Source organism: Caballeronia sp. ATUFL_F1_KS4A (assembly GCF_023630905.1).
In the GTDB taxonomy this organism is placed as follows: Bacteria; Pseudomonadota; Gammaproteobacteria; order Burkholderiales; family Burkholderiaceae; genus Caballeronia; species Caballeronia zhejiangensis.
In genome coordinates this window covers 389,857-403,061 of sequence record NZ_JALQEB010000001.1, presented here as the reverse complement: position 1 = coordinate 403,061, position 13,205 = coordinate 389,857, and the positions used below count along the sequence as shown (strand labels likewise).

At 61.7% G+C, this 13,205-nt stretch carries 12 protein-coding genes; 3 read left to right on the top strand and 9 right to left on the bottom strand.

Annotation, left to right across the window (positions count from 1 at the left end; genetic code table 11):
- Nucleotides 1-102: 102 nt before the first annotated feature.
- The gene (locus NCS03_RS01915; RefSeq protein ID WP_008351653.1) at nucleotides 103-951 is read left to right on the top strand and encodes an EcsC family protein; all 849 of its coding nucleotides are present in this window, start codon (nucleotides 103-105) and stop codon (nucleotides 949-951) included.
- On the opposite strand, the gene NCS03_RS01910 is transcribed toward NCS03_RS01915, so the two are convergent.
- The 3 genes from NCS03_RS01910 to NCS03_RS01900 all read right to left on the bottom strand — a co-directional run bounded on the left by NCS03_RS01910 (nucleotide 921) and on the right by NCS03_RS01900 (nucleotide 3,667).
- Complete coding sequence (locus NCS03_RS01910) at nucleotides 921-1,865, bottom strand: alpha/beta hydrolase (RefSeq protein WP_250528691.1); 945 nt, start codon at nucleotides 1,863-1,865, stop codon at nucleotides 921-923. The two genes, NCS03_RS01915 and NCS03_RS01910, sit on opposite strands and share 31 nt — an antisense overlap.
- A gap of 12 nt (nucleotides 1,866-1,877) precedes the next feature.
- Entirely contained in the window at nucleotides 1,878-2,324 is a 447-nt protein-coding gene (locus tag NCS03_RS01905; RefSeq protein WP_008351655.1) for a CHRD domain-containing protein, read from the bottom strand.
- Nucleotides 2,325-2,503: 179 nt separating this feature from the next.
- On the bottom strand, nucleotides 2,504-3,667 hold the full coding sequence (locus tag NCS03_RS01900) for a porin (RefSeq protein ID WP_175979781.1): 1,164 nt from the start codon (nucleotides 3,665-3,667) through the stop codon (nucleotides 2,504-2,506).
- Nucleotides 3,668-4,107: 440 nt separating this feature from the next.
- Here NCS03_RS01900 and NCS03_RS01895 point away from each other — a divergent pair, with 440 nt between their 5' ends.
- A complete protein-coding gene (locus NCS03_RS01895) occupies nucleotides 4,108-5,043 on the top strand; it encodes a LysR family transcriptional regulator (RefSeq protein WP_008351657.1) in 936 nt (311 codons plus the stop codon).
- Nucleotides 5,044-5,055: 12 nt separating this feature from the next.
- Here the strand turns inward: NCS03_RS01895 and NCS03_RS01890 are convergent, their stop codons facing one another.
- The gene (locus NCS03_RS01890; protein WP_250528690.1) at nucleotides 5,056-8,214 is read right to left on the bottom strand and encodes an ATP-binding protein; all 3,159 of its coding nucleotides are present in this window, start codon (nucleotides 8,212-8,214) and stop codon (nucleotides 5,056-5,058) included.
- 90 nt (nucleotides 8,215-8,304) lie between these two features.
- Here NCS03_RS01890 and NCS03_RS01885 point away from each other — a divergent pair, with 90 nt between their 5' ends.
- A complete protein-coding gene (locus NCS03_RS01885; RefSeq protein WP_160172875.1) occupies nucleotides 8,305-8,472 on the top strand; it encodes a hypothetical protein in 168 nt (55 codons plus the stop codon).
- 134 nt (nucleotides 8,473-8,606) lie between these two features.
- Here the strand turns inward: NCS03_RS01885 and NCS03_RS01880 are convergent, their stop codons facing one another.
- The 5 genes from NCS03_RS01880 to NCS03_RS01860 form a co-directional block, all read right to left on the bottom strand.
- Complete coding sequence (locus NCS03_RS01880) at nucleotides 8,607-9,257, bottom strand: response regulator (protein WP_250528689.1); 651 nt, start codon at nucleotides 9,255-9,257, stop codon at nucleotides 8,607-8,609.
- A 59-nt stretch (nucleotides 9,258-9,316) separates the two neighbouring features.
- The gene (locus NCS03_RS01875; RefSeq protein ID WP_033536541.1) at nucleotides 9,317-9,997 is read right to left on the bottom strand and encodes a response regulator; all 681 of its coding nucleotides are present in this window, start codon (nucleotides 9,995-9,997) and stop codon (nucleotides 9,317-9,319) included.
- A gap of 126 nt (nucleotides 9,998-10,123) precedes the next feature.
- Entirely contained in the window at nucleotides 10,124-10,759 is a 636-nt protein-coding gene (locus NCS03_RS01870) for a response regulator transcription factor (RefSeq protein WP_081987227.1), read from the bottom strand.
- A 450-nt stretch (nucleotides 10,760-11,209) separates the two neighbouring features.
- A complete protein-coding gene (locus NCS03_RS01865) occupies nucleotides 11,210-11,740 on the bottom strand; it encodes a single-stranded DNA-binding protein (RefSeq protein WP_008351662.1) in 531 nt (176 codons plus the stop codon).
- Nucleotides 11,741-11,858: 118 nt separating this feature from the next.
- Nucleotides 11,859-13,061, bottom strand: coding sequence for an MFS transporter (locus NCS03_RS01860; RefSeq protein WP_175979778.1), 1,203 nt, complete (start codon nucleotides 13,059-13,061; stop codon nucleotides 11,859-11,861).
- Nucleotides 13,062-13,205: the final 144 nt, after the last annotated feature.

Below are 13,205 nucleotides of genomic sequence, written 5' to 3'. Positions count from 1 at the left end.
TGTAACCGCAATGATTGACTAGTCAACGGAAATGGAATCATAGCACGGGCGCGCACTCTAATTCTGCGTGTCAACTTACCTTTTCCCGGATAGAACCCTCGCATGGAACCGACGCCGATCATCACCTCGCCGCTTACGACCGAAGATTTCGCGGCCCTTGCCCGCGCGAAGGAATTGCTGGAAAGCCCGTCGCTGACGATGAAGCTGGCGAGTGTCGTCGGCGCGCCCATCGAAAAGCTGATGGGCCGCTTGCCGGCCGCCGCGCAGGAAAAAGTCGACGACGCGACGCAGCTCGCGCTGAAGAAATGCCTTCAGGTCGCGCTGCGCACGCTCGGCAAGAGCGCGCCCTCCGATTCGCTACTCGCGCCGCCGCCCGACAAGCCGCACAACCTGATGCACAAACTCGCCGTCGCGACGACCGGCGCGGCGGGCGGCGCATTCGGACTGTTCGCGTTGCCTGTCGAGTTGCCCGTTACGACGACGCTGATGTTCCGCTCGATCTGCGATATCGCGCGCAGCGAAGGCGAGGACGTGCATCGAGTCGAGGCGCAATTGCAATGCATGATGGTGCTCGGCATGGGCGGCACCAAAACCGACGACGACAACGCCGATCTCGGCTATTTCATCGTGCGCGGCGCGCTTGCGCAGTCGGTCTCGCGCGCGACAAACGAGATCGCCGCCAAGGGTCTGAGCAGTCACGGATCGACGGCGCTGCTCAAGTTCCTGCAGACGGTCGCATCGCGGTTTTCGGTGCAGGTCAGCGAGCAGGTCGCGGCGAAGTCGATTCCGGCGATCGGCGCGGTGCTCGGCGCGATGGTCAACACCGTGTTCATCGACCATTTCCAGCAGATGGCGCATGGGCACTTCACCGTGCGCAGACTCGAGCGTCGATACGGCGCGTCGGCGGTCGAGCGCGCGTATCAGACGATCGAGGTCATGGGCGGGCGATGAGCATTCGTCGCCGCCGCCGTCGATTCGATGAATGCGGCGGCGTGCGCGAGCGCTTCGCGCGCCTCGGGCATGAACGGCGCCCAGATCTGGAAGATGTGCGGCACGCCGCGCCAGATTTCCATTTCGACGCGCACGCCCGCCGCGCGCGCTTTGGCTGCGACGCGGGTGGCGTCGTCGAGGAGCAATTCCGTATCGCCGGCCTGGATGAAGAGCGGCGGCAAGCCTTCGTAATCCCCGAAAACGGGCGACGCGTAAGGATTGCGCGCGTCCGCCGCGCCGAGATATTGCGCGGCTACTTTGGGAAACGCCGACGCGTGATACATCGGGTCGCGGCCGTCGTTGGTTCGCATCGACTCGCCGCTGCACGTCAGATCCGTCCACGGTGAAAACAGCACGGCTGCGGCCGGAAGCGGATCGCCTGCGTCGCGCAGCGAGAGAAGCGTCGCGAGCGCGAGGCCGCCGCCCGCGGAATCGCCCGCGATGACGATCGATTGCGCCGGCACCCCGTTTTCGAGCAACCGACGATAGGCCGCGACGCTATCGTCGAGCGCCGCTGGAAAGCGATGTTCCGGCGCAAGACGATAATCAAGCGAGAAAACGCTGGCATTCGCGTGGGTGGCCAATCCGAACGTAATCGCTCGATAACTGCGGGGCGAGCAAAAGTAATAACCGCCGCCGTGCAGATAAAGAATCGTTGCGCGCGGCGTTGTCGGCGGGATGAGCCATTCGCCGCGCAGCGGTGCATCGCCGATTGTCTCGCGGATGTCGAGCCGCCATCCTTTCGGCACGCGCGGCGACCAGAGCCGGCGCGACGCGTAGTCGCGCGCGAGTTCGACGTCGAGCGTGGGATGCGCGCTGTGCGGACGCACGCGTTTCGCTACGACCCAGCACGCGAAGGCGCTTTGCCAACTCATCGTCGCCGAGCGTCAATCGGCAGGCACCACCTGACCGCGTATCTCGCCGGTCGGGTTCTCCTGCGTGTGAATATTGAAATACCACTGACCCGCCATGAGATCGGTGACTTGCGGGTCCGTCAGCGTCGCTTGTCCTTTCATCGGGCTCGCGAGCGCTTTCTTGTCGACGGGCACTTGCACCTTCGCGTTCTGCCCGACCGGCGCGGGGCCGTGGAAATGTGCCATCGTCACCGGACCCGATAGCTCCGCATAAGTCGCGGTCCAAGTCAGCACTTTAGTGTCGGTGTCGAAAGTGGCGTCGAGGATGCCGTGGCCTTTGCTCACGCGCGGCGGAACTTCGCTCGAAGGCTGGAGGTTCGCTTTTAGCGCGACGGAGTCGGCGTGAGCGGGGCTCGCGGCGAGCGTCGCGAGCAGCAGAATGGGTATCCAGCGGACATGTGGTCGGCATGTCGAGATCATCAATGCTCTCCTGGTCGCGGTCAGTGCGCGTTTTGCTGGGAGGACCGCATCGCCATGGTAGATCAATTCAAATACGTGACGCATTTCTCTTCGGTGAAAGCGGGCGCGCCAATGCGAGAAGGGCGCCTCGCGGCGCCCTTCTCTAGCTAGCTACAACAGCTTGGTACTGCTCAAACCGCTTAGAAGCGGTGACGGATACCCGTCGTCAGGAGAACCTGACGGCTGCTCGAGGAAGCGTCGCCTGCGCCGCTAATAGCAGCGCGCGGGTACACGCCGTCTCCACCGCCGCTCGCGATCTGCACAACGCCTTCAGCATAGATGTCGGTGCGCTTGGACAATGCATAGTCCGTCTGCAAACCGAACTGGTGACGGCGAACGCGCCTGGACTCCTCCAGCGGATCTTCGGTCTTGGCGTACGTGAAGGTGTAAGCCGCACCAACCGACAGTGCCGGGCTAAGTGCGTAGCGGCCGTTGATTTCGTAGTTATTGGTAATCGACGAAGAATCAAGCGCGGCGTTGCTATTGTTGTCCAGGCGGATCTGCGTCCAAACCAGACCGAACGTCATAGCACCGGTCGTGAAACTACCGCCCGCACCGAACGTACGCACGCGTGCTGTGTCTTGATCGGCCGGAGTGAACAGCGTTACCGGAACCTCCGTGATCGCGCCGACGTTGTTCGAGTTGTAACCGTTCGCTTGCGTATATGCCGCGCCGAACTTGAAGGGACCATTCGCATAGCCCGCACCGAGGCTGTATGCACGGTTTGCGGCGAAGCTGCCCGCGGTGTTCGAGAAGCCGTATGCGCCAGCGAACGACAGGCCGGAATAGTTCGCACTCACGAACTTGATGGAGTTGTTGATGCGGAAAGCGTTACCGTCCAGATTGTCCAGATCGCCCGGGTGCGCGAAGTACGTGCCGCCCCACGAACCGGTCGCGCTCAACGGGCCGAGATAGTCAGCAACAGCGTCGTTCTGACGACCGAGCGTCAGAGTACCCGCTTGCGCCATCGACAGACCGACGTAAGCCTGACGGCCGAACTGGCGACCATCGCTGGTGCCGTTCGCGATGTTGAAACCGTTTTCCAACGTGAAGACGGCTTTCATGCCACCGCCGAGGTCTTCAGCGCCGCGCAAGCCCCAACGGCTGTTCTGCAGATTGCCGCTGGTCACGCCCCACGCGCTTGCCTTTTCGTAGCCTGCGCCGAACGGAGCTTGCACGTTGTTGACGTACGTCAGGCCCGCATCGACCAGACCATACAGCGTGACGCTGCTTTGCGCGCTTGCAGCAGTTGCGAACGAACCGGCCAGAGCGGCGACGGCCGTTACGATCAGAGTCTTTTTCATGTGTATTCCTTTGAGTCTTGAGACTCGATGGGTTGCTTCAGGCCAAACGCCTGTCGAGTTCGGACTCCCGTCTTCGCTCGTCTTGTTCAGCACCGATATTCGGCACGGCAAAGTTTATTGCCCGCTATTTTTGAGAAACCGCCAAAGGAATCACAAAAACCTTTTCGAATAATTCGAAAAGTTCAATTTCGGGATGGGTTAACGCTTAGGCCGCATGGACTTACGCGTCATCCGATTAGCGCCGTGCGAACGCGCCTATGGACACGAGTTGCGTTCATGCCACAGTGGTCGCATTGAGACATTCGTCTCCGATCAGAACACTCCGATTCCCCAGCATGTCATCGCGCTCTAACATCGCGCACGCGAGGCCGCGCTTTAGCCGCCGGCATTTATCGGCATACTCGAAGCGTTCGAAATGCGCTTCTCACATCGATCGCTCAATGAATCAACTCCAGGCGATGCGCGTCTTCCTGAAAGTGGCGGAAACCGAATCGTTCGGCCGTGCCGCCAACGCGCTCGATCTATCCAACGCCGTGATAACGCGCTACGTCTCGTTGCTCGAGGCGCATCTCAACACGCGCTTGCTGAACCGCACGACGCGCAGCGTGTCGCTAACCGAGGCCGGTCGCGCCTATGCGGACGGCTGCCGTGCAGTGATCGAACAGATCGAGACGATCGAAGCATCAGTGGGGAACAGTTCGGTCGACCCTTCGGGCACGCTCAAGCTCGTCGCGTCGGCATCATTCTCATTGCTCGGACTCACGCCAATGCTGCGCGGATTCCGCGAGCGATACCCGAACGTGAAGTTGCGCTTGACGCTGCTGCATCGTCCGGTCGATCTCGTCGCGGAGGGCTTCGACGTCGGCATCGTCGTGCCGCATCTCGTGAACAGCGGCATGCTGATCAACCGCCCGTTGGTGAGAGTCGCGGCGGTGCTCGTCGCCGCACCGGCTTATCTGGCGCAACGCCGCGCGCCCGTCGGGCCGGCATCGCTGGCGTCACATGAGTTTCTCGCGCCGTCTTCGGATATCCATGGATCGACGTGGTCCTTCATCGGACCGTCGGGAGAGACGGAAAGCGTCGAACTCGATCCGGCATACAGCGTGAACAGTTCGCACATGCTGCGGCAGGCGGCGCTTTCCGGAATGGGAATCGCGGTGCTCCCGGAGAGCTACGTGGCGCAGGATATCGAGGTGGGTTCGCTCGTGCGACTGCTGCCCGGCCATACGCTCAAGGACGCTGACAAGGAAGTGTCTATCGTCTACCCGGGACGCCGGCACGTTTCGGCCAAGACACGCGCGTTCGTCGATTTCGCGCTCGCCTATTTCCGCGATGGCGAACTCGCCGATGCGAGTCCCTGCACACCTACGGAATAAGAAAGCGCCCGGTCAGAGAATTGCGGCGCCTTGCGCGTGGATACGGTCCACGAGCTGCTCGCATCGCGCGATCAACGCAAGTCCCTCGCGACGGCGCACGTCGCGCGATTTCACATGCAGATCGCGACGAAACTCCTCCAGCGCGCCGAGCAGCGGCCGATACTGCAACACGCTCGCCGCCCCGACGACGCGATGATGCCAGTCCCGCAGATCATCGACCGTGCCGCGATCGAGCAATTGCCGAAGCGCCACGAGATCCTCGCGGAACGACGACACGAACGCATCCAGCAATGCCTTGACGGTCGCTTCGCTGCCCCATAGTTGCGCCATGGCGCTCAGATCGAGTTCGTCATCGTCGCGGGCCGGCACATCGGTTCCCTGAGCGGAATGTGTAACGGCTTCGGGCGCAGGATCATTCGTGATCCACCATCGGTTCAGATGCTCCCGCAAGGTAGCGAGCCGGGTCGGCTTCACGAGACAGTGGTCCATGCCCGCCTCACGGCACTTGCGCAATTCGTCGGGCGCCGTGCTCGCCGTGACGCCGAGGATCGGCAAGCGACGCGACGCGCCGGCTTCATCCGAACGGATGCGTCGAGCCAGTTCGTAGCCCGTCATGTTCGGCATGTGGCAATCGGTAATCAGGAATCCGTATCGGGTGTCAGCGAGGGCAGCGTATGCCTCGGCGCCGTCGTGCACGACATCGCACGCGAAACCCAGCAGGGTAAGCTGATTTCGAATCAGCTCCTGATTCACCGGATGATCTTCGGCGACGAGCACGAGCCTGCCGCTGCGCAGCGCGTCTTCCCGGTCGGGCGCCACCATCTTCGCTTCGTGCGAATGCGTGACGCCCGATGCGACCTGCGGCATGCCTGTCAATGCGGCGACGCAGGCCGCGCCGAGGCCGTGCCACGAAATCGGATTGACGCTCACGCGGATGTCGTCTTCGAGAATGCGGTATCCCGTCGGCTTCGGCTTTTCGGTTACGTGGATCACACGCGAAGCGGATGGCGAAGCGTGCTTGTGCGTATCGCTCAGAAAGACGATCTCGATGTCTTCGAGCAACTCGTGTTCTGATCGCGCGAGTTCGTCGGGCGTGTAGCGCAGCAATTGCAGACCAAGCGCCTCGCCATAGTGCACGAGGGCCGCCGCGACGCGATCGTCGTCGATCGCCACGATGCCTCGCTTGCCGCGCAATCCGTCGATCTGATAATGCAAGGTCTCGACGGGCATCGTGAGACGAACGGTCATTGCCGTGCCGACGCCCAGCGCGCTTTCAAGGCTCATCGCGCCGCCCATCAGCGCGACGAGACGATTGCAGATCGTCAGGCCGAGCCCGGTGCCGCCGAAGCGCCGCGTCGTGGAGGTTTCAGCTTGCACGAACGGCTCGAAGAGGCTTCGCTGCGCGTCCGGAGCGATCCCGATGCCCGTGTCTTTCACGCACAGTTCGATCACCTGCGCCGACTCGGTGTGCTCGACCGCGCGAACGTGCAGCGCGACATCGCCCTTGATCGTGAACTTGATCGCGTTGCTCATAAGATTGAAGAGAACCTGCCTGAGCCGCACGCTGTCGCCCCTGACCGCCGCGGCCACTTCGGGCGCCACGTCGACGCGCACGCGCAGGCCCTTTTCGTGCGCTCTTGCGGCGAGCAGGCCCACCGCACTATCGACGAGTTCGCGCAAATCGATCGGCGTGGACTCGATCGTCAGCCTGCCGGCCTCGATCTTCGAATAGTCGAGGAGATCGTCCAGAATCTGCAGGAGCGCGCTCGCCGAATCCTGAATCATGCCGAGCATTTGCGACTGGTCGGGGTTCAGACGCGTATTTTCGAGCACTTCGACGAGCCCGAGCACGCCGTTCATCGGCGTACGGATTTCATGACTCATCATCGCGAGGAAGTCGTCCTTCGCGCGCGATGCGGCTTCGGCGGCGTCGCGCGCGCGGGCGAGTTCGTCGGCGCGGGCGTGCTCGACACTCGCGTCGGCCCAATAGCCGCTCCAGACCACGGCGCCGTCGTCTTCGCGGTGCGCGACGAGATCCGCGCGAATCCAGCGGTGCACGCCTTCCACCGTCGAACGAAACTCGGTGTGCAGCGGCTCGAGTGTCCGCGCCGAAGTTTCGATTTCCGCGAGAAGCCGGGCGCTGTCTTCGTCGTGGACGTGCGTCAGCGCGTGAATCGGATCGTCGGCCAGAGCGGCGACGTCCAGACCGAGCAACTGACGCGTATCGCCATCGATATAAGGAAGGCTGTACGTGCCGTCGCTCGCGCGGCGCAACTGGAACACGACCGCCGGCAGCGATCGCGTCACGTCGTGAAGACGCCGCTCGGTTTGCCGCGCGCGCGTTTCGGCGTCGCGAATATCGGTGATGTCGATCATCGTGCCGACGACGCCCGCTCGCTCCCCGTTCGACGCATTGAACGCGCCCGTCCAGAAAAGCCCGCAGCGCGAGTGATTGCTGTTGTCGGCAAATTCCGCTTCGACTTCCTGACGTTGACCCGTTTTGAGCGTCGTGCTGGTCAACTCGTGAAGCACGCGGCTGTGCGCGTCTCCCCACGCCGTGACTTCGACGCTCGTGCGTCCGAGAACGTCTCCGCGTCGAACGCCGAGCGCTTCTTCGAAGGCACGATTCACCGCGATGTAGCGATTCTGCATGTCCTTCGCGACGAGGGGATACGGCACCACCTCCATCATGGTCTGCTGGAAACTGAGTTGCGTAGCCAGACGCTGCTCGGTCTCCATGCGCCGTCCCATTTCCTGCTGCAATCGGACGAAAGCGCGCAGCGTCACGAACAGGACGGCTGCGATGCCGATGAGCGCAGGCAGCAAGCGCAACGCGGAGATATGCGTGGTCGCGGATGCCGCCTGCCTGGCGACGGCTTGCGTCTCGGCTTGCCTGAACGCCCGCTTGATCAACAGGTCGAGCGGCTGCAACTCGGAATGCATCGCGTAGTTCAAGGTTCCGGGCGGGCTCGGTGCGACGATCATTTCGATTTCGCCGCGTTGAAACGCCGATGCGGCCGTGGGCCAGTCGTTGAATCGCTTCGGCTCGAACGTGACGCCGAGGGACTGTTCGATTTTGGCGAGCGCGACTTCCGGCGGCTGAAGCGGCTGATCCGGACGACCGCGTGACGCTTCTATCAAGCCGACGGCGATCGGACTCAGCGTGCGCAAGTAACCGCGCTCGGGCTCATCGAGTTGGGCGCTGGCCGTTGCGTCGTTTGTATTTTTTCGAAGTCCAGAAGTCGGCTGGGAAGCGTAGGCATGCGGGTCGGCCGCATTGCCGAACGATGGCGCGATCAGGCTGAAAAGGAGCAAACAACGCGCGAACAGAAATCTCAATTCGAATCCTTCGGATGCGGGCCGGCGCGGCAAGGACCGTTGCTGCGCCGTCTGAGCAAGAACTCGATGACGCCGATTCACGGCTTTTGACCGCTACGAGTCGCCGCGCTTCGTGCTTGCCTGTCGAGTGCAAATGTCTTGAGTCTGAGCCGCTGCGTATCAGGATCGAATCAGAACCGTCCCAATTTGCTCCTAAACCGGGCATCGGCGACGGCTACACCACTTCAGACCAGGCCGACTTGCTGAAAGTAGGCGACCAGCTCCTCCTCGCTATCGAGTCCCAGCTTGCGCATGCCGGCACGCTTCTGCGTCGCGATCGTCTTGCGGCTTCGTCCGAAGTGCTCAGCGATCTCATGGACCAGAAGACCGCGAGCGTAGAGCTGGAAGACCTCCCATTCGCGTCGGCTCAGTACGCCCACGCGCGCCGGCGATGTCGCGGGCAAATGGCGCACGGCCGCCTCCACGGTTGGGGAGAGGAAACAGCCGCCGGCTTCAGCGACGGATATCGCGTCGTGCAGGCATTCGAGTCCGTCGCGCTTGTCGATCACGCCGTCTACGCCGAGCTGAACGAGCCCGGCCAGCATTCGCGTTTGGCAGATCATCGTGAGCACGATGATCTTCGGCCGCTTTTCCTGCCAGGTCAGACGCCTGAGAAAGGTGATCGAGCTGCTTTCCCCGTCGATACCGCGCATACCGATGTCGGAGAAGACGAAGTCACACGGCGTGGTATCGATTGCTTCGGCAAGTTCCAGCGTGTCGCACGCGGTGGCGACCACGCGCACCGCGCCATCTCGCTCGAGCAGGGTTTGAATACCCTTGATGACGACCGGATGGTCATCCGCAACGATGGCGCGTTTCGGCGTTCTTGTTCTCATTCTGTTATGCGTTCTTGCTGGCCTCAGGGCTTGCGGGGCGTGCGCACTATGCGATGCGTCTAGATCAAGCCACTGTCCGCGATAAATCGATACAAATCCGCGTCTGTCGATAAATCGAGCTTTCGCATGGCCGCGCATTTTTGGGCGCTGATCGTCTTCACGCTGCGATCGAGTTCCTTCGCGATCTCGGTGACATTCGCGCCGCGTGCATAGCGCTCGATCACTTCCAGTTCGCGGCTCGTGAGCCGCTGACGAATGAAACGCGCGTGGCTTTCGGAATCCGCGAGCGCGAGCGTGCGGCGTATTGCGGGCCCAAGATAGGTTTCATTGGCGATGACCGAAACGATCGCGACGTAGATCAGTTCGAGCCGGTCTTCCTTGCTTAGAAACGCGTGGGCTCCCGCTTCCAGCGCCTGCTTGACGAGCGCGGCGTCGCCGCTGCGCGACATGACGACGATCCTGACCTCCGGATACTGGTTCGCCACATGCTGAATCAGCTCGACGCCGTCGCCGTAACGTCCGCCCGGCATGAAATAGTCGATGACGACGACGTCGCACTCGCCGCGAGCAAGCGACTCTTCGAGTTGGGTCGAATTAGCGTGACGACTTACCACCTCTACATTGGGAAAATTCCCAGCGAGTCGCTCGACGGCGAGGATGACGAGAGGATGATCATCCGCTATTGCGAGCCTTATCCGTTTAGCGTGCGAGAACACCTGGTTCCCGTTCCAGAACTCCATTGCCTCAAACCCCTTCTAGTCCTGCGGACCAGAATTCACATCCAAAAAAAGAGAAGGTCGATCATCCGGCATCGAAAAATTTAGATACATAAGATGCATCCGAAACCATTTCAGTGCGCCAAAAACTCATCCTAATCCGCGTGCGCGCACAAACGCGAATAACCCGGGATCGTTTCTTACGCCTAGCTTATTCATCGCATCACGTTTCTGACGGCTGATCGTGCGAACATCGCGATCGAGTTCTTTTGCTATTTCGGTAATCGAATGGCCTTTGGCAAACAGGCGGACGACTTCGATCTCTCGCACGGACAGGCGCGGCTCCTCCGGCGAAAATTCGGTCTCCGTGCCCGCTTCCGCAAGCGCCGCGACAAACGAGGCGCTCACGAAACGGCGTCCGACGCTCGCATGCCGCACGGCCGTCACCACGAGTTCGATGGGTTCGGCCTTGTTGACGAGGCTCATCGCGCCGGCATTCAGGATGGAGCGCAAAATCGCGACGTTGCTCACGCTGGTGAGCACGACGATGCAGAGGTCGGGGAAATCCTGGCGCACCTTGCGAATGAGACGGAGGCCGTCATTTGCATCCACGCCCGGCTCGGGCATGGCGAAGTCCGTGACCAGCACATCGCACGGCTTGACCGCGAGTTCTGCCAACAAAGTGCTCGCATTATTCGCCTCGCCGACGACCTCTAATCCGTCTGCGGCGGCGAAGATGGCCTTCATCCCAAGGAGAACGAAAGGATGATCGTCAGCCAGTACTATTCGAAGCTTCAAGAGGCCCCCGGTTATTCTTGGTCTCGGTGAAAATGCTTGTGGGCTGCAACAGCGCGCAACGGATTAATCCACGCGGCACGATTAAGCACGGCTTTCCGATTCGCGTTTACCAGAAACACATAAACCGCAAACCTTCAAAAACCTCAATTAGATGACGACAAGCAAATAAAGATTGCGTTTATTTTCTCGGATAATCGCCTCAAAAATAGAATGTGACCAATTTGCAGGCCATAGGATAAATCCGATTAGACTGCGGAATAGTTGGTGTGCACTTGATGGCGTACGAGCGCGACTATCAGGCGCCGAGCGCTTAATAGGCTCCGGCGCGAGCAATAGATCACACCGCAATCAGGAAGCGCCTCGCCGACTCAAAAAAATGGGCCTCAGGCTGTTTCAGCCAGAGGCCCATCTTCCGATGCGCGAATTGTCGGTGATTCTTTAGAACGGGATATCGTCGTCCATGTCGTCGAAGCCGCCGCCTGCCGGCGCGCTCGGGCGGCTGGAACCGCCGCCTGCTGAGCCGCCGCTCGCACGACCGCCTGCGGGCGCGCGTCCGCCGCCGCCACCACCGCCGCCCGAACGATCCATCGGCGCACTGCGGCTGTAGCCGCCATCATCGCCGGCACCGGCGCCGCCGCGACCGCCGAGCATCTGCATCTGATCCGCGACGATTTCGGTCGAATAGCGCTCCTGGCCCGATTGATCGGTCCATTTGCGCGTGCGAATACGCCCTTCGATGTAAACCGACGACCCCTTCTTCAGATATTCGTTGACGATTTCGGCGAGCCGGCCGAAGAACGCCACGCGATGCCACTCCGTGAGTTCCTTGAATTCGCCGGAGGCCTTGTCCTTGTAGCGGTCCGTCGTCGCGAGACGAATATTGGCCACGGCGTCGCCGCTCGGGAGGTAGCGGGTTTCCGGGTCGGCGCCCAGATTGCCCACGAGAATGACCTTGTTGACTGATGCCATGATTTCTCCGGTAGATTCCTTGCTAACTGTCAGCCGAAAGATGCGATTGGACCGATCTCGTCTTCAGACGTGGATTCGGTTGCACCCTGTCGGCTCGATTCGATGATTCCAATTTCTCTCAGGCCGCGCGCTCTGTTCTGCGCGGTGGCGGCTTCATCCATGCAGCGACGAGGAGCCACGCCAACACCAGCGCCGAACACGCGAAGAAAACCGCGCTCGGCCCGTCGAGCTTCAGCAGCCAGCCGCCGATCACCCCGCCGAGGGCAAGGCCGATCGACTGCGTCGTGTTGTACACGCCCGCCGCCGCGCCCTTTCTCGTGCCCGGCGCAAGCTTCGACACCAGAGACGGCTGCGACGCCTCCAGCACGTTGAAGCCGAGAAAGTACACGAACAGAATGGCTGCCACGGACCACAGCGTATGGGGAGCCGCGCCCAATAACAACTGGCCGATCAGGATAAGCCCGATCGCACTCAGCATCACGCTCTTCATTTTTCCACGTTTCTCGGCGGCGATGATGGCCGGCACCATGAGCACGAACGCGAGCGCCATCACGGGCAGGTAAATCTTCCAGTGCGATGCGACCGGCAACCCGCCGTCCACCAGAATGCGCGGCACGACGAGGAAAAGCGCGGTCTGCGTCGCGTGGAGCACGAGCACGCCGAAGTTCAAGCGCAACAACTCGACGTTGCGCAGCACTTCCGCGAACGGCGCCTTGACGTGAACCGGATGCGCGGGCGGATCGGGCACGATCCAGAACACCACGCCCACCGCGAGGATCGACAGAACGCCGATCACCGTGAAAAGCCCGCTCATGCCGACCCAGTGGAACACGATCGGCGCGCCGACGATCGCCACCGCGAACGACACGCCGATGCTGCCGCCGACCATCGCCATCGCCTTCGTGCGGTTTTCCTCGTGCGTGAGATCGGCAATGAACGCGATCACCGCGGACGAAACGGCGCCCATGCCCTGGATCACGCGCCCGGCGATGATCCACGTCATCGAATGCCCGGCGGCCGCGACGAAGCTGCCCACCGCGAAGACGAGCAAGCCGAACGCGATGACCGGCTTGCGCCCGAGCTTGTCGGAAATCCAGCCGTAGAAGATGTAGAGCATCGACTGCGTGACGCCGTAGGCGCCAAGCGCAATGCCGACGAGCAGCACGTTGTCGCCGCCGGGGATGGTTTTCGCGTACACCGAAAACACCGGCATGATCATGAAAAGACCGAGCATGCGCAGCGCGAAGATGGCAGCGAGCGACACGGTCGCGCGCAACTCCGGCGCAGACAGACGTGTGGACGTGGCAGACGGATTGGACATCAGAAACGGGAAAAGGATGAGGGTCGCGTCTGGCCTGGCCTGCGGCGCAGCCAGGCGCGGCCGCCTTGTTCTTGCTCGAAGCGGCACTATATGGAATCGCACGGCTAAAAGCGCGCCGCTCGATGCGTCGGCGCTCTCCCGTAC